Origin of the sequence: Burkholderia diffusa, from assembly GCF_001718315.1 — a bacterium.
Taxonomy (GTDB): domain Bacteria; phylum Pseudomonadota; class Gammaproteobacteria; order Burkholderiales; family Burkholderiaceae; genus Burkholderia; species Burkholderia diffusa_B.
This window is the reverse complement of sequence record NZ_CP013362.1, coordinates 1,668,283-1,685,292: the sequence shown is the minus strand read 5'-3', so window position 1 is coordinate 1,685,292 and position 17,010 is coordinate 1,668,283. Positions and strand designations below refer to the sequence as shown.

Here is a 17,010-nt window from a genome sequence, read left to right as displayed (position 1 = left end):
TCACCGGATCGCATCCTGCTCGGCCAGCGCCGCGTCGTCCATCGTCAATAGCAGCGGGCAGCTTCCACACAGTTGCGTTTCTCCAGGAATTTCATAGCGCAGGCAGCACACGCGGCGCGCGCGGAATGGCGTCGGCAACAGCGGCGAGCGCGGCACCGCGTCGCGCACCGGCTGGCGCAGCGGATTTGGCTCGCCTTCGACACGACACGCGCCGAACAGCCAGTCGGCATCGCGCGCGGGATCGGCGGCGCACGGCAGCGAACGGTATGTGCCGAACAGATAGTCGAGCAGGTTGCCCGCGTTGCTCCACAGTACGCGCGGCGTGACGCGGCCCATCGCCGCGAGCAGGTCGATCACCGCGCCAAGATGCGCGAGCAGCCCCGCATAGCGCGGCGCAGGTGCGTCGCACGGCGCGCCGAGCGCGTCCGGCGCGAAATACAGCGCGGCCGGCATCCCGTCGTCGAGTGCGACGAACGTGCGGCCAGGCGCCATGTCGAGCGGCCGGCCGAGCGTCAGCGCGGCGACCACGCCGGCAGGCGCTGCACGGCCGAAGTAATACTTGCTCCATTGCGACATCAGCGCACGCGCATGCAGCGCCGGATCGCCGCCGTAGTGGCGGGCCATCGCATCGAGCAGCGCATCGCGATGATCGGGCAGCGCGTCGACCGGCACGACGATCCGGCCAAGTGCGTGCGCATCGTCGGGCATTCCGAGCCATACCGTGTCGAGATGCTCGGCGAACGGTTCGGGGGCGAACGCGGAGAAGCGCGTGGCGCGTGCGCCGTCGAGCGCCTGGGTCATCGCCCCGCGCGCCGGGCGCGGCGCCCCTCGAGAACCAGCAGCCCGAGCAGGTACGGCGCGCCGATCAGCGCGGTCAGGACACCTGCCGGCACTTCGCGCGGCGCGACGACCGTGCGGGCCGCCAGGTCGGCACATCCGAGAATCAGCGCGCCGCATGCGGCCGCGAGCCACAGCCGCGTGCGGTGCCGGCGCGCGCCGAGCATCGTCGCGACATGCGGCGCCATCAGTCCGATGAAGCCGACCGGCCCGACCGCCGCGACGGCCGCACAGGCGGCGAGCGTCGCAATCGTCAGCGCGAGCGGCCGCAGCGCCGCGACCGGCAGGCCGAGCGCAGTCGCCTGGTCGTCTCCGAGCGCGAGCATGTCGAGCGGCCCGGCGAGCCATGCGAATACCGGCACCGCGAGCACGCACCACGGCAGCAGCATCGACACCTCGCCCCAGCTGCGACCGTAGGTGCCGCCGACGAGCCACACGACGAAGCGCGCGGGCTGCACGCTTTCCTGCGTGATCAGCCACTGCGCGAGCGTCGTCCATAGCGCGCCGATCACGATGCCGGTCAGCGCGACCGCGAGCGGCGCGTAGCGGTGCCGGTGATTCAGCGCGAGCGTGATCGCGAGCGACAGCGCGCCTCCGGTCAACGCGGCGCCGGCGAGCGTCGCGTGCCCCATCAGCGGCCACGTCGACAGCGCAAAAAGCGTGACGAGCCCCGCGCCCTGCGTGACGCCGAGCACTTCGGGGCCCGCGAGCGGGTTGCGCACCACGCTCTGCATCGCGACGCCGCTCACGGCCAGCAGCGCACCCGCGAGAAGCGCGCACAGCAGCCGCGGCATACGCAGGTCGATCAGCATCCGTGCGACGGCATCGTGACCCGACAGCGCGGCGGACCAGCGTGCCGGCGACAGCCATTCGGGGCCGGCCGACACGCCGACGAACACGACGAGGACGCCGGCCGCGACGAACAGCGCGGCGCGCAACGGCCAGCCGAGCTGCTCGAGCCAGGCGACCACCCGCGTCGAGCCGCTGCCGACCGCGCGTTCGGCTTGCGCGTGCAGCACGCCCGACCATGCAGCGCCGCGCCGGATCATCGCGAGCATCAGCGGCGTGCCGACGAGCGCGATTGCGACGCCGGTCGACAACGTCGCGTCGAGGCCCGACGCGAGCACCGCACTGTCGGTGACGAGCACGAGCGCGCCGCCCGCGAGCGCCGACAGCGGCACCAGCACGCCGAGCCGGGCCGCGCGTGCGCCGCGCACCTGGCGCAGCAGATTCGGCGCGACGAGCCCGACGTACGACAGCGGGCCGGCGATGCTGACGGCCACGCTCGTGAACGCGACTGCGACGATCGTCGCGGCGAGTCGCGACGCGTCGACGCGCACGCCGGCGGCCGCCGCCGCCTCGTCGCCGAGCGCAAGCGGATTCAGCGGCCGGATCACGAACGGCAGTGCCAGCAGCGGCACGACGAGCCAGCGTGCGGCGAGCGCGAGCCCGGTCGCGCCCGGCTGATAGAGACTGCCGTTGGTCCACAGCGCGGCGCCCGCGATGTTCTGCTCGAAGAACGCGAGCACGAGCGTCGACAGTGCCGCGAACAGCAGCATGCAGACGCTGCCCGCGAGCACGAGCCGCAGCGGCGTCGCGCGCCAGCCGCCGGCCGCGGCGATCGCGCACGCGGCGGCGATCAGTCCGCAGACGAACAACAGCGGCACCGACGCGACGCCGGCGAGCGCCGGCACCAGCATTGCCGCGAGCAGGCCGAGCTGGGCGCCGCCCGTCACGCCGAGCAGGTCGGGCGACGCGAGCGGGTTGCGCGTGAGCGACTGGAACAGCGCGCCCGCGATGCCGAGGCAGCCGCCGGCGACCAGCGCGGCCGCGACGCGCGGCAGGTTGAGATCGAACAGGAACACGCCCGCGAGCGCGGCAGCGTCGCTGCCCGGCGCTGCGTGCCACCACGCGCGCACGTCCGGCGCGATGCGCAGCACCGCCAGCACGGCGATCAGCACGACGAGGCCGAGCGCGAGCGCGCCGGCACGGCGGCCGGATGCGGCACCCTGCCCGCTCGCGGCGAGCCGCTTGCGCATCGCGAACGTCGTCATACGGCGATATCCCGGTGAATTGCGCGATCGAACGCGTCCGCCGTGCCGGATGTCGGCGGCCCGTAGGCCGGCACGCACATCGGCGCGCCGGTCTGCGGATGCGCGAGCTTCAGCATGTCGACGCCGAACGCCGCGCGCAGCCGCGCCGGCTCCAGCATCGCGTCGGGCGAGCCCTGCGCGACGAGGCGGCCGGCACGCATCAGCACGATCTCGTCGCTGTACGCCGCTGCCTGGTTCAGGTCGTGCAGCACCCACACGATCGTCAGCCCGCGCGCGCGGTTCAGCGCGCGCAGCGCATCCAGGATGTCGAGCTGGTGATGGATGTCGAGATAGGTCGTCGGCTCGTCGAGCAGCACGATCGGCGCCTGCTGCGCGAGCGCCATCGCGATCCACGCGCGCTGCCGCTCGCCGCCCGACAGCGCGCCGACGTCACGCTCGGCATCGCCGGCGAGGCCGCTGGTGTCGAGCGCCTCGTCGATCGCCGCATGGTCGGCGCGCGACAATCCGCGCAGGAATCCGCCATACGCGTAGCGCCCATACGCGACCAGCTCGCGCACGGTGAGCCCCGACGGAATCTGGTTGAACTGCGCGAGCATCGTCAGCTCGCGCGCGAGCGCGCGACGGCGAAACGACGCGAGCGGCTTGCCGTTCACGTCGACGTGGCCCGCACGCGTAGGCTGCAGACCCGCGAGCGTGCGCAGCAGCGTGCTCTTGCCGCAGCCGTTCGGGCCGCACAGCGCGGTAACGCGGCCGGCCGCGATCGACAGGTCCAGCCCGTCGATCACGACATGGTCGCGATAACCCACCGTCAATCCGCGCGCGGCAAGCGCGGCGATACTACGCGCCATCGGCCCTCCGTTCGGTTGCGCGCGCAACCGTATGGCTCTGCGCCATCGCGACGACCACCTTGCGCGGCCCTTCGAACGGGTCGCGTGCATGCGCGCTCAGCATGTTGTCGAGCATCAGCACGTCGCCGGTCCGCCACGGAAACACGATGCGCTGGCGGTCGAGCACGCCGCGAATTTCCGCGAGCGCGTCCGCCTCGAGCGGCTCGCCGTCGCCGTAGTACACGTTGCGCGGCACGTTCTCGAGCCCGACCGCGTCGACGAGCGCTTCCTGCATGTCTTCGTCGAGCGCGGACAGATGAAACAGGTTCGCCTGGTTGAACCACACGCGCTCGCCGGTGCGTGGATGGCGCGCGACGGCCTGACAACGTTCGCGCGTGCGCAACAGCAATTCGCCATCGTCGCCGGTGCGCCATGCGCATTCGATTCCGCGCGCCGCGCACATCCGCTCGACCTCGGCCGGCTCGTCCGTGCCGAACGACTGCTGCCACGGCAGGTCGAGCCCCTGGCCGAAGTTGCGCACGTACAGCAGCTCGCGCTGCTCGAAGCGCGCGACCAGCGCCGGATCGAGCGCGCGATACACGGCGCGGCTGTCCGCGATCGGCGTCGCACCGCCCTTCGGCGCCGCGAGCGCGCAATGGAACCAGATCCGCAGCGGCCACTCGCGCGTGTACGACTGCTCGTTGTGCAGCGGAATGGCGCGATGCGGCGGGTATTCGGTCGACGTGTAGACGGCGCCTTCGACCTGGCTGCGCGGCGTCGACGCGTATTCATAGCCGATCAGCGGATCGCCGAACGACGCCGCGAACTGCTGGAACGCATCGATCGACGGCACGCGAAAGCCCGTGAACAGCACACCGCCCGCCCGTTCGAGCGTATCGGCCGCGATCGCATGCGCGAGCGGCGCGATCTCGTCGATCGACATGCCGTCGGCGCCGCGCGGCGACACGACGGTGGGCAGCCCCGGCTCGATACGCAGGTCGTCGAGCGTCGGCAACGAAAGCAGGGTCATGCAACGTCCTCTTCAGGTGGCGCGCCGCACACGCGGCGCAGCGGGTCACGACGCGCGCGTCGCGCGATCGCCGTCCATCGCGCGGCGCAGGCTCGCGGGGCGCATGTCGGTCCAGACCTTCTCGATGTGCGCGAGGCAGTCTGCTTTCGGGCCGCTCACGCCGACCTCGCGCCAGCCGGCCGGCACGGGCCGGAACGTCGGCCAGATCGAATACTGTTCTTCGTCGTTGATGACGACCGTGTACAGGGGATCGTCGGTGTCGGCGGAAGGCGTCGTGGCTTGCGTCATGATCGAAAAAAGCGGGAGGAGGTTGAAGGAAGCGAAGCGGCGAAGTGTCGAATCGGCCGCTCCTGTCTTGAAGACGATTGGGCGGCGCGACTTTTTACCGCCGGCGCGCGCGGCCGCCGAGGAACACCGGGCATGCGTCGCCGCGATGGCACGCGTCGAGGCATTCCGCGCAGTGCCGTTCCGCGTCGCGCACCATGAAATGCACGAGGGTTTGCGACACGTTCAGCGCGCGCGCAGCCGTCTGCAGCGTCTCCTCGCGCAGCCGCACCATCTCGAACGCCGCGCGGCTGCGCGCCGGCAGGTCGTCGAGCGCGGCCCACACGCGGCGCAGCGTGTCGCGCGTCATCAGCGCGGCTTCCGGCGTCGGTTCCGGCGACGGCACGTCGAAGCCGTCGTCCTCTTCCGTGTGATAGACGTTCTCGAGGCTTTGCCGGCGGCAAGCATCGATCGATGCGTTGCGCACCATTCGCGTCACGTATGCGATCGGCTGGCGCACCGCGTCCTGGTTCGGGAATTCGACCAGTTTCACGAACACGTCATGCACGACGTCCTCGGCCCGGCTCGCACAACCGACGAAGCCGCGCGCGACGTTGACGAGCATCGCGCGATGGGAAATCAGCACGTCGAGCAGCGCGCCCTGCGCATGCGGCTCCTCGGTACGGCGTGCGCGCGGCGCGGGACGCGACGGCCGGTCCGGATAACTGCCGAGGAACGGGTTCGCCGTAGCCGCTGCCGGCCGTTCGAGCACTTCCGCCATAGCCATCGATCTGCTCCGTCAGATTTCGGGAAAGCGCAATTTAACGTAAACGCAAATCATTCTCAATACGATTACGAGATACCCCTTCCAGTCGTCAGGATTTGTCTGATTAATTGATGTAGTTCGCGTTGTGGCGAACGGAGCGGAGGTCGTGGATCCGCGGCGGGCTAAATGCCTTCGGAATGAAAGGAATCAGCGCGGCGCGGAAACGGCCCGCGGCCCATGATGGGCATGCCACCGCAGCGAATTCGCATGACGTACGCCGCTGGCGTGGCGCCGGCGCGGTCTTTCACCGTCCTGACGAAACGCATACGGTCGTCATTTACGGTAGCAACTTCTTACCACGTGAAATTTTAGGGGCCCGTACGATCGACCCGCTGCTTCCAAGGGAGAACGACATGAAATCCATTGTGGTATCCGCCGCCGTGGTTGGCGCGCTGTCGAGTGTGATGCTGGCCGGATGCGTCGCATACCCGGCCCCGACCGAAGTGACGATCGGCTGGCATGGAGACCGCTATTGGGACGGACATCGCTACTGGGAACGTCACGACTGGGAAGCGCAGCATCCTCGTGGTTATGACGACCGCCGGGACGACCGCCGCGACGATCGCCGTGACGACCAGCGCCCGCAGTGGTAATGCCCTTCTCCTCCCATGACCCGATACCGAACGACAGGACCTCGACATGAATACGCTACTGAAAACCCTGACCGCCGCCGCCGTTGCCGCCGCCGTGCTCGTGCCGGCCATCGCCGAAGCCCATCCGCACCGCGTGTGCCACTTCGAGCATCACCATCACAAGGTGTGCCGCTGGGTGCGTTGAGCAGCGCGCCGCGAGTCTGAAAACAAGCGCCGGCATGCCGGCGCTTGTTTCATCAGATGCGTATGGCGAATTCGTGGACGCCCGCGTCAGTAGATGAACAACCGAATCGTCGCCGTGCCGTTGAACGGGCCGGTCTTCGGCGGCCCGAACGCCTTCAGCACCGCATCGAGCATCACGCTCTGGTAGTTCACGTTACCGGGCATCTGCGCAAGCACGAACTGCTGGTTGAACGGGATGGCCGTGCCGTTTCTGTCCTCGATTCCGATCCCGAAATTGCTCTTCGCGTCCGGCACGAGCAGCCCGTTCTGCACGGTCTGCGAGGTCTCGAAGTAACCGTCCACGCGTACCGGCACGCTGCACTGCTTGGTCAGCGCGAGACTGAACGACTTGCGCGGCACCGCCGGCGAAAAGCCGTTCCCCGTCGCCTGAACCTGGCCGAACTTCACGATGCCCGGCTCCGGCGTGACCTTCACGTCGACCATGCAGGGCGTCGGCTTCAGGTTCTGCAGGCCGCTCAGCTTGTAGCGGAAACTCCCCTTGCTGTTCAGGCCGCGCTCGCCGTCGAACTGGAACACCGCGTAGATGTCCGACGGCGGCCGCACCCAGGTCCCCTTCTTGCGCACGACAACTTGATACGTAATGCTGATCGGCCATTTCGGACACATCCCGGCATTGACCTGGCGGTCGCTCATCTCGCAGATCTGCACGTAGCGATGCGTGTCGATACCGTTGCCCGGCTGGCTGCTGCGCCCGTAGTAGTCGGTTCCCTCGAAGCGAATGCCGATTTCAAGACCCCACGCGGCCGGATTCTGCCGCTCAGGGTTCGCGTAGAAATAGATCTGTTCGGGGAAGTTCTGCAGCCCGCCGATGTCCTTGTAGCAATAGCCGGTCGTCGTGCGCGGCGGCGACACCCAGATCACATAGCCGTCCGGTGCGTCGGTCGGATACGACGCGACGTTGCCGATTGCTTCGGTTAACGACATTCCGCCATTGTCCGCGATGCATTTGAGCGCCCACGCCGGCTGCGCCAATGCGACGAACAGCGCGAACATGCTCCACCGGAGCCACGCAGGCAACCGCGCCGCGATGGCATTGCGTCGCACGCCGCTCATTTCTTCACGCTCTTGCACGCACCGGCATCGCATGCGTACTCGACCGCCACCTGGCCGCCGTAATCGTCGATGTGCGTGACGAACAGCGTCGACGGCGTCGCGGCCTTGAACGGCACGTCGGCCGTGCTCATCGGGCTCACCATCACCGGCTCGATCGGCACCGGCGTCTTCTGCGCGCCTGCCGTCACCTCGACCACCGTCACGTGGTATGGCGTCGGGTTGTCGAACACGAGCTTGTGCGCCCCCGCGTCGACGCGCAGCGTCATCGGTAGCGTCCAGTCCTCGTCGCGTGCCGGCTGCACGGCCTTCGGCCGGTAGAACAACTTCATCTGCGTATGCAGCGCGATCTGCAGCGTGTTCGGCGTATCGGATTTCGGCGGCACTTCGCGGATGTTCAGGTAGAACACCGATTCGCGATCGGCCGGCAGCGCCGTGCCCGGCAGCTTCGCGATCCGCAGCACGTTGCGCTCGTTCGCCTCGACGCGCTGCAGCGGCGGCACGACCATCAGCGGCGACGTAACCCTGTTGCCCTTCGTGTCCTCGAGCCACGACTGCACGAGATACGGATACGTGGTGCTCTTGTTCGAGATGGTGACGATCGCGGCCTGTTCGCCTTCGTTGAAGATCACACGCGTGCGGTCGGGCACGATCGCCGCATGCGCGGCGCCGGCGAGCAGGACGCCGGCCGCGGCCAGCGCGCACGTCGCGCGGCGCGGGAAGGAATGAGAAAAAGCAGTAGTCATCGCTGGATCCGTGAAATCATCGTTCGGCCCGTGCGGCCGCTGCGTGCGGCTGGCCGGGCGTCTGGCACGTCACCGGAATCGGCGTGCCTTCGAGTTGAAGCTGGTTGGGCAATGCGTCCACCGTGCAGAGCGTGCGTTCGCCCGCGCGCACCGCGAGCGCGGATTTCGGCTGAACCTGCGTCAGGAACGCCGCCCCGCCCTCGCCGACGATACCGAGCTCCTTGCCGTTCGCCGCGTCCTGCACCGATGCGCCGAACGGCAGCGGCTTGCCGGCCGTGTCGGTCAGCGTCAGGTACAGGTTGCTGCCGCGCGCGGCGGAGAACTTCGCGAAACCGATCGCGCCGTCGGTCAATACCATGCGCTGAATCGGGTTCGACACCTGCACTTCGAGCGGCAGCTTCTCGACGTTGACGGTCGCGTCGTACACGTTGTACGGCGAGATGCCGTCGAGCACCGCATAGCCGCGCGAGTCGGTATGCGTGAGCGTGCCGGACAGCGGCACGTCGGGCACGCCGTCGGTCGATACCAGGAGGCGCGTATCGCCGGCGTTGCCGTTCGCGTGCGCGGACACGCCGTACCGGGTCGCGACGAACGAGCCGTCGACTTCGAGTGACGCGGCCGCATACGCGTTGGCGAGCGTCGATGCCTGCGCGGTCAGCTGATAGGTCGACGTGCGCTGGCGGAAGCTCGCGTTCGCCGCCGCGCGGCCGTCGGTCGCGCCTGCGTTGATCTGGTAGGTGCGGCCGTCCGGATCGTCGTAGATGTAACCCGCGTTCACGCTCGTGCTGCCGCTGCCCGTCGTCAGGTTCGACGTGACGGTGTGGCGGCCGCCGATCGGCAGCGTCGCGGTCACCGAAAACTGATTGCCGCTCGCGCCCGCGCTCTGCGTCCGGAAGGCCGACACGCTGACGTTCAGGTTGCGCAGCGCGCCGATCGAGAACGCGCGCGTCAGCGTGAGGCCCACGCGCTGCTCGGACGAACGTGCCCAATAGGTCGTCTGGTCGTACGAGAAATAGGTCGACGTGTCGCCGAAGCGCTTCGACATCGTCGCGGAGTAGCGTTGCTTGCTGTTCGCGAGGCCGTACGCGGTCGGGTCGCCGGAGAATTGCGCGAAGTTGGTGTACTCGCGCTCGGAGAAGCGATAGCCGAAGAAGCGCACGTCCGCATCGAGCCCGTCGAAGTGCTTCGAATAGTTGATGCGGTACGAGTTGCCGTTGCGCGTCGCGCCGTTCCACCACAGCCGCGCACGCGCGTGCGTGACGTCGGCCGACACCGCGCCGAACGTGCCGAAATCGCGGCCGACGCCGAGCGCGATCGACGTATAGCCCGATGCCGCGATGAAGCCGCCGTACACCGTGACATCGAACGGCAAGCCGTAGGCTGCTTCGCCGAAGCCGAAGAACGGCGTGATGCCCGCGCCGCCGAACTGTCGCGGCTTGCCGACCGCGGCCTTGTAGCGCAGTTGTCCGGTGCGCGCGAGGAACGGCACGGCGGCCGTCGTCACCTGGAAGCGCTGCACGCTGCCGTCCTCTTCCTCGACCGCGACGTCGAGCGTGCCCTGCACGCTCGTGTTGATGTTCTGCAGCGCGAATGCGCCCGGCGACACGCGCGTCACGTACAGCACGCGGCCCGCCTGCGACACGGTCACGGTCGCGTTGGTGCGCGCGACGCCCGAGATCAGCGGCGCATAGCCGCGCAGCGAAGGCGGCAGCATGCGGTCGTCGCTGCGGATCGACGCGCCGGTCAGCGCGAACGTGTCGAAAATGTCCGAGCTCAGGTAGTCGTCGCCGAACGTCACCGTCGACTGGATCGACGGCAGCGCGCGAAATGCGTAAAGCCGGCTGAAGCGGAACGTCCGGTCCGCGTACGCCGTGTTGCCCACGTTCGACTGCGCCTGGTAGTCGCCGCGAAAGCGCCATGCATCCCAGTTCGCGCCGATCGTGCCGTAGGCCTGGACCGAATTCGTCTGTGCGCCGCCCGAGCCGAAACTGCGGTTCGTATTCGCGATCACGCGATAGTCGAGCATCGCGCCCGGAATCCCCTCCGACCAGCGCGCCGGCGGCAGGTAGGTCGAATCGGTGAACTCGAGCGCAGCCTGCGGAATCGTGATCTTGAGCCGTCCGTCGCTCTTCAGGTAACGCACGGTCGCCCCCTCGATCGCGCCGAGATCGACGCAACGCCCCCCCTGGAAACGCGGCAGATCCTTCGCCAGCGACGGCTTCAAGCCGAACTGCGCGACGAGTTCCGGCGGCAGGCACGGCTTGCCGGCGCCGGACGCGTCGAGCGCGATGAACTGGATCGCCTGCAGCCCGTAGAACAGGTCGTTGACCTGCACGTCGAGCATGTATTCGCCCGGCAGCGTGAAATCGGCCTGCGAGAACTGCGACAGGTCGACGTTGTTCGTGCCGTCGATGTCGAGGAACGACGAATTGAATTCCGTCGCATGGCTCTGGCTGCCGACCACCAGCACGGAGACGCAAAGGAAGGAATGTCTGATTCGCACGCGGCGCTACCGAAAGTCCGAGGAAGAAGAAACGGGAAGGAAACGAGGATGGAGAAAGGGTGCGGACACCCCTTCTCCGTTACGGACGCTTACTGGTAGCGAACCGTGAAGTTCGCGACGCCGTCGGCGGTACCCGGCGTCACGCCGGCTGCCGTCGCTTCGTACATGGCCGCGAAGCGTGCGATGTTCGTGCCGTTCTGCAGCACGGTCGGCGCCTTTTGCTCCGCGCCGTTGTCGAGGTATTCACCCGACGCTGCCTGCAGGCGGATGCCGACGTTGGTTGCCGAGCCGATCGTGGCGAGCAGCTTGGGCTGGCCGGCGCTCGACGTGCCCGTGAACGTGAAGTACGCGTTCTGCGCGATGCTCGTGTCGCAGTCGGTCAGCTTGATGTCGAAGTTGGTCGGCGTGGACTTGTCGCCGGCCTGCTTGAACGTGTGGGTCGGCACCTTGCCGAGGTTCACGGTCTGGTTGACCGAGCCCGAATCGATGCCGCATGCGCCTGCGACGATCTCGCCCGTGAAGTTGATCGTGCCGGAGCCATCTGCGAAGGCCGAGGTGGACAGGGCTGCGAGTGCGACAGCGGTCAGGAGAGATTTTTTCATGACGTTTTCCGTGTGAATTGCAAAGGAATGGACGACGTGGCGGATACAAAAGGCAGCGTGTGGTTGGCTCCCGTCCGTCACGAGGCGGCATTATCGAGATATGAGTGAAAGAATTCTGTAAAGCATTGTTAAATCGTCAATGACAATCTTCGTTTTACGAACTTCCCAATGCACTCTTTCCCTGAAATTCTCAATTCGGATGCTTTATTCCGAAGTCCTTTTTAATTCCATCGAACTGACTGAAAATTAAAGAAATTTCGTTTCCGGAATTTCAACAGCTCCGCGCTTCCTTGCTGCGCAAGGCTTTCCGACATAACCGCCTCGGAAAGACAAAATTCTGTCCAATACCGCCACCGTTGTCCGACCACAACGAAAACAATCGCCGATTTTCAACTGACAGGAAATTAACGGCCGATTTTCGCCGGCCTGAATTTCTCGCGCAAACGATTGCGCAATCAGCACAAACGTTTCGCCGCGACATTTTGTCGCCCGCATTACTCTCAATATCTGAATTAATCGACTCGTCAATTCCGGATTAAATATCGCGCGCCGCCGCCACATTCGGCGCACGTTCGCGACGATGCATGCGCGGCGTTTCGACGCACTGAACGGAATCGAAAAGAAGGAAGTCCGGCACGATCGAGGGCCGGGATGCGTGTCGAGCTGAGGGTGGCCCTCCAGTTCGACAGCCAGGAGAAAAACATTGACGACGGAGCGCGGATCCACGCGCCGCCGATCTCTGTCGATGCGCGACAGAAGCAATGCCGACCGGGAGCGACGGCGCCTCGCCATGCGCCTTCGCCACCCGGCACGGCCACGGAATCACACGGCAGCCGCCCCTGCCGATGCAGGCGCCCAACCGCCGCCCAATGCGCGATATAGCGCAATTGCGTTCGCGAGCCTGCGCTCCTTGAGCCGGATCAGTTCCTGCCCCGACTCGTACGTGCTGCGCTGCGCATCGAGCAGTTCGAGATACGTCGCGACACCGCCCGCATAGCGGCGCTCGGCGAGCTTCAGCCGCGCGCCGTCGGCCGCATGGACGTCCTGCTGCGCGGCGAGCTGGCGATCGATCCAGTCGCGCGCGGCGAACGCGTCGGCCACTTCGCGGAATGCGGTCTGCACCGTCTTCTCGTACTCGGCGACCGCGATGTGCTTGCGTGCGTTCGCGACGTCGAGATTCGCGCGATTGCGGCCGCCCGCGAAGATCGGCAGCGTGATGCGCGGCGCGAACGTCCACACGCTCGTGCCGCCCGCGAACAGGCTCGAGAACGCGTCGCTGACCGAGCCATAGTCGGTCGTCAGCGCGATGCGTGGAAAGAACGCCGCGCGCGCGGCGCCGATCTGCGCGTTCGCGGCCTTGAGCCGCGACTCGGCCTGCCGGATGTCCGGCCGCCGTTCGAGCAACTCGCTCGGCGCGCCGGGCGCCACCGGCGCGATCGCGAGCGTGTCGAACGCGGCGCCGTCGGCCGGCACGGTGCGTGCAAAATCGCCGGCGAGCAATTGCAGCGCGCGCACCGACTGCGCGTGTTCGCGCTGCAGCGCGGCCTGCGACGCACGCGCGGACGCGACCAGCATCTCGGCCGAGCGCAACTCGATCGCGTCGCTCGTGCCGGCCGCGTAGCGGCGCTGCGTGAGCGCGGCGATGCGCTCGCGCGCGTCGAGCGTGCGCTGCGCGAGCGCCAGTTGCTCGCGCAACGACCGTTCGGAAACGTACGCGCCGGCGACTTCGGCGATCACGCCGATCCGCACCGTGCGCTGCGCGTCGGCCGTCGCGAAATACTCGGCGAGCGCCGCGTCGGACAGGTTGCGCACGCGGCCGAACAGGTCGAGCTCGTACGCGCTGATGCCCACGCCCGCACGATACAGCCCGCTCACGGCGCTCTCGCGCACGACCGGGTCGTACTGGCGCGTGCGCTCGTAGCCGAGATTCGCGTCGACCGACGGCATCAGGTCCGCGCGCTGCACGCCGTACAGTGCACGCGCTTCGTCGAGCCGGCCGGCCGCGATCCGCAGGTCGCGGTTGTTCGCGAGCGCGGCGTCGATCCACGCCTGCAGCCCCGGATCGGTGAAATACGCGCGCCAGTCGTCGAGCAGCGCGGCATCGGCGGACGCGGCCGCCTCGACCGCCTGCCGCGTGTCGCCATCGATTGGCGTGTAGCTGGCCGGCACCGGCGCCGCCGGCCGCTCGTAACGCGGGGCGAGCGAGCACCCGGCAAGCGCGAACGCAAGCGCGGCGGTCAGCGCGAGCCGAGCCCGCGGCCGCGCGCACGCCTTCAGGTAAAACGTCATTGAGAACCCTCCATCGTGGCCGGCTGCACGCCGCCTCGCCGGCGCGGGCCGACGCCGAACAGGCGGCCGACGATCACGAAAAACAGCGGGACGAGGAACACCGCGAGCACCGTCGCCGTGATCACGCCGCCGAGCACGCCGGTGCCGATCGCCATCTGCGCGCCGGACGCAGCGCCCGATGCGAATGCGAGCGGCAGCACGCCGACGCCGAATGCGAGCGACGTCATCACGATCGGCCGCAGCCGCAGGCGCGCGGCCTCCAGCGCGGCGTCGACGAGCGACATGCGCTGCGCGACCAGGTCCTTCGCGACTTCGACGATCAGGATCGCGTTCTTCGCGGACAACCCGATCGTCGCGATCAGCCCCACCTTGAAATAGATGTCGTTCGGCATCGCGCGCAGCGTGACGCCGAGCACCGCGCCGATCACGCCGAGCGGCACGACCAGCATCACCGCGAACGGGATCGACCAGCTCTCGTACAGCGCCGCGAGCGCGAGGAACACGACGAGCACCGACAACGCGAACAGCATCGGCGCCTGCGAGCCCGACAGCCGCTCCTCGAACGACTGCCCCGACCATGCATGGCCGATGCCGGCCGGCAGCTTCGCGGCGAGCCGTTCGATCGCGGCCATCGCCTCGCCGCTGCTGTGCCCCGGCGCGGCCGAGCCGTTGATCGTGAACGACGGAAAGCCGTTGTAGCGCGTGAGCTGCGGCGGCCCCAGCGTCCAGTGCAGCGTCGCGAACGCCGCAAGCGGCACCATCTCGCCGCGCGCGTTGCGCACGCGCAGCTTCTTCACGTCGTCCGGATCGAGCCGGTGCAGCCCGTCGGCCTGCACGATCACGCGGCGCACCTGCGTGCCGTGCATGAAATCGCCGATGTAGTCGGAGCCGAACATCACCGCGAGCGTCGTGTTGATCTCTTCCATCGATACACCGAGCGCCGATGCCTTCGCGCGATCGATGTCGAGCTTCAGTTGCGGTGCGTCCTGCGTGCCGGCGAACATCAGGTCGGTGAGCGCCGGATCCTTGCCGCCCGCCGCGAGCAGTTGCTCGCGCGCGGCGCTGAACGCCGCGTAGTCGAGCCCGCTGCGGTTCTGCAACCGGAAGTCGAAGCCGCTCGTCGAGCCGAGATCGGGCAGCGCCGGCGAGTTCATCGCGAACACCGTGGTGTTCGCCGCACCCGCGAAGCGCTCGTTGATGCGCGCGACGATCGCCTGCACGTGATCGCGCGCGGCCTTGCGTTCCTTCCAGTTCTTCAGGGTGACGAAGATCATCCCGCCGTTCGGTCCTTCGCCGTACAGGTTGAAGCCGCCGAGCGCGAACGTGTACGCCGCCGGTTCGTCGCGACGAATGTACGACTCGACCTCGCGCACGCTCTGCATCGTTTCCGCGAGCGGCGTGCCTTGCGGCCGGATCACCATCACCATGAAGTTGCCCTGGTCCTCGTCGGGCAGGAACGCGGTCGGCAGTTGCGTGAGCATCAGCGCGGCCGCCGCGCTCAGCGCGCCGTATACGACGAGCCAGCGCACCGGCTTCTTCAGCATCGCGCCGACGCGCGTCGCGTAACGCTGCGTCGCACGCGCGACGAAGCGGTTGAACCAGCCGAAGAAGCCGCGCTTCTCGTGATGGTCGCCGGCCACAGGCTTGAGCAGCGTCGCGCACAGCGCGGGCGTCAGCGACAGCGCGAGAAACGCCGAGAAACCGATCGATACCGCGAGCGCGAGCGCGAACTGCCGGTAGATGTTGCCCACCGCGCCGCCGAAGAATGCCATCGGCACGAACACCGACGTCAGCACGACCGTGATGCCGACGATCGCGCCGCTGATCTGCGTCATCGCCTTCACGGTCGCGTCGTACGGCCCGAGTCCCTCCTCGACCATCAAGCGCTCGACGTTCTCGACGACGACGATCGCATCGTCGACCAGAATGCCGATCGCGAGCACCATCCCGAACATCGTCAGCACGTTGATCGAGAAGCCGGCCGCATACATCACGCCGAACGTGCCCGCGAGCGCGACCGGCACGACCAGCGTCGGGATCAGCGTCGCGCGCAGGTTCTGCATGAACAGGAACATCACGAGGAACACCAGCACGCCGGCCTCGATCAATGTCGTGACGACCTTGTTCATCGACACGCGCACGAACGACGACGTCTCGTACGGAATCTGGTATTTCACACCCGGCGGGAAGTACGCGGACAGTGCGTCCATCGTCGCGCGCACGCGCTTCTCGGTGGCCACCGCGTTCGAGCCCGGCGCGAGCTTGATGCCCATCCCGGTCGCCACCTTGCCGTTCACGTACGACGGATAGTTGTAGTCGTTGCCGCCGAACTCGATGCGCGCGACGTCGCGCAGGGTGAGCGCGGAGCCGTCCGGCAGCGTGCGCAGCGCGATCGCGCCGAAATCGGCCGGCGTCTTCAGCGGCGCGTCGGCGAACACCGTCGCGGCGATCGGCGCGGTGTCCGGCACCGCGCTGCGCCCGATGTCGCCGATCGTCACGCGCGCGTTGTGCGCACGCACGGCCGACGAGATGTCCGACGCGGTGAGGCCGTGCCCGGCCATCTTCACCGGGTCGGGCCAGATCCGCATCGCATATTCGGCGCCCCAGAACTGCACGCGGCCGACGCCGTCGACGCGGCGCAGCGCCTGCACGACGTTCGCCGATGCGTATTCGCCGAGCTGCACGTCGGTCATCCGGCCGTCGTCCGACGTCAGCGACACGACGAGCTGGATGTTGTCGGCGGCCTTCTCGACCTGGATGCCGTCGCGCCGCACCGGCTCGGGCAGCCGCGCCTCGACCGTCTTCAGCCGGTTCTGCACTTCGACGGCCGCGAGATCAGCGTTGACGCCCTGCTTGAACGTCAGGTACAGCGACGCCGCGCCGGCGCTGCTCGTCGCTGACGTATACAGCAGTCCCGGCGCGCCGTTCATCTCGCGCTCGATCAGCGCGGTCACCGATTCCTCGACGACTTGCGCGGATGCGCCCGGGTACGTCGCATAAATGCTGACGACGGGTGGCGCGATGTCCGGATACTGCGCGACGGGCAGCGCGCGTATCGCGAACGCACCGCCGAGCAGGATGAAGAGTGCGATCACCCATGCGAAGACGGGGCGATCGATGAAGAAACGTGCCATGTTGGTCTATGT

15 protein-coding genes are annotated in these 17,010 nt (G+C 67.8%); 2 read left to right on the top strand and 13 right to left on the bottom strand.

Going from position 1 to position 17,010, the window contains the following annotated elements; all coding sequences use genetic code 11:
- The 6 genes from fhuF to WI26_RS07780 all read right to left on the bottom strand — a co-directional run bounded on the left by fhuF (position 1) and on the right by WI26_RS07780 (position 5,799).
- Positions 1-801 (bottom strand): siderophore-iron reductase FhuF, encoded by an 801-nt coding sequence (gene fhuF / locus WI26_RS07805; RefSeq protein WP_069225661.1) that lies wholly within the window; start codon positions 799-801, stop codon positions 1-3.
- Positions 798-2,891, bottom strand: coding sequence for a Fe(3+)-hydroxamate ABC transporter permease FhuB (fhuB, locus tag WI26_RS07800; protein WP_069225660.1), 2,094 nt, complete (start codon positions 2,889-2,891; stop codon positions 798-800). Before fhuB ends, fhuF begins: the two co-directional genes overlap by 4 nt.
- The gene (locus WI26_RS07795) at positions 2,888-3,739 is read right to left on the bottom strand and encodes an ABC transporter ATP-binding protein (RefSeq protein WP_069225659.1); all 852 of its coding nucleotides are present in this window, start codon (positions 3,737-3,739) and stop codon (positions 2,888-2,890) included. The genes fhuB and WI26_RS07795 overlap by 4 nt, the downstream gene beginning before the upstream one ends.
- Positions 3,729-4,748 carry a TauD/TfdA family dioxygenase gene (locus tag WI26_RS07790; RefSeq protein ID WP_069225658.1) on the bottom strand — a complete coding sequence of 340 codons (1,020 nt, stop codon included), beginning with the start codon at positions 4,746-4,748 and terminating at the stop codon, positions 3,729-3,731. The genes WI26_RS07795 and WI26_RS07790 overlap by 11 nt, the downstream gene beginning before the upstream one ends.
- A 45-nt stretch (positions 4,749-4,793) precedes the next feature.
- Positions 4,794-5,036 carry an MbtH family protein gene (locus WI26_RS07785; RefSeq protein ID WP_069225657.1) on the bottom strand — a complete coding sequence of 81 codons (243 nt, stop codon included), beginning with the start codon at positions 5,034-5,036 and terminating at the stop codon, positions 4,794-4,796.
- A 94-nt stretch (positions 5,037-5,130) separates the two neighbouring features.
- Entirely contained in the window at positions 5,131-5,799 is a 669-nt protein-coding gene (locus WI26_RS07780; RefSeq protein ID WP_069225656.1) for an RNA polymerase factor sigma-70, read from the bottom strand.
- Positions 5,800-6,191: 392 nt separating this feature from the next.
- Between WI26_RS07780 and WI26_RS30980 the strand changes: the two genes are divergently transcribed.
- Complete coding sequence (locus tag WI26_RS30980) at positions 6,192-6,431, top strand: hypothetical protein (protein ID WP_081057519.1); 240 nt, start codon at positions 6,192-6,194, stop codon at positions 6,429-6,431.
- A gap of 46 nt (positions 6,432-6,477) precedes the next feature.
- Positions 6,478-6,615, top strand: coding sequence for an HHHH-motif protein (locus WI26_RS32660; protein ID WP_167359242.1), 138 nt, complete (start codon positions 6,478-6,480; stop codon positions 6,613-6,615).
- 86 nt (positions 6,616-6,701) lie between these two features.
- On the opposite strand, the gene WI26_RS07775 is transcribed toward WI26_RS32660, so the two are convergent.
- From WI26_RS07775 to WI26_RS07750, 7 genes are all read right to left on the bottom strand, one after another.
- The gene (locus tag WI26_RS07775) at positions 6,702-7,727 is read right to left on the bottom strand and encodes a fimbrial protein (RefSeq protein ID WP_069225655.1); all 1,026 of its coding nucleotides are present in this window, start codon (positions 7,725-7,727) and stop codon (positions 6,702-6,704) included.
- Positions 7,724-8,470: a molecular chaperone gene (locus WI26_RS07770; protein WP_069225654.1), complete on the bottom strand. Its 747-nt coding sequence runs from the start codon at positions 8,468-8,470 to the stop codon at positions 7,724-7,726. The genes WI26_RS07775 and WI26_RS07770 overlap by 4 nt, the downstream gene beginning before the upstream one ends.
- Before the next feature lie 16 nt (positions 8,471-8,486).
- The gene (locus WI26_RS07765; RefSeq protein ID WP_069225653.1) at positions 8,487-10,940 is read right to left on the bottom strand and encodes a fimbria/pilus outer membrane usher protein; all 2,454 of its coding nucleotides are present in this window, start codon (positions 10,938-10,940) and stop codon (positions 8,487-8,489) included.
- 122 nt (positions 10,941-11,062) lie between these two features.
- Positions 11,063-11,575, bottom strand: a complete 513-nt coding sequence (locus tag WI26_RS07760) for a fimbrial protein (protein WP_059467541.1) — start codon at positions 11,573-11,575, stop codon at positions 11,063-11,065.
- A gap of 246 nt (positions 11,576-11,821) precedes the next feature.
- Positions 11,822-12,301: a hypothetical protein gene (locus WI26_RS32170; protein ID WP_155768746.1), complete on the bottom strand. Its 480-nt coding sequence runs from the start codon at positions 12,299-12,301 to the stop codon at positions 11,822-11,824.
- A gap of 96 nt (positions 12,302-12,397) precedes the next feature.
- The gene (locus tag WI26_RS07755) at positions 12,398-13,864 is read right to left on the bottom strand and encodes an efflux transporter outer membrane subunit (protein ID WP_069225652.1); all 1,467 of its coding nucleotides are present in this window, start codon (positions 13,862-13,864) and stop codon (positions 12,398-12,400) included.
- Positions 13,861-16,998: a multidrug efflux RND transporter permease subunit gene (locus WI26_RS07750; RefSeq protein ID WP_059467544.1), complete on the bottom strand. Its 3,138-nt coding sequence runs from the start codon at positions 16,996-16,998 to the stop codon at positions 13,861-13,863. The genes WI26_RS07755 and WI26_RS07750 overlap by 4 nt, the downstream gene beginning before the upstream one ends.
- Positions 16,999-17,010 lie beyond the last annotated feature (12 nt).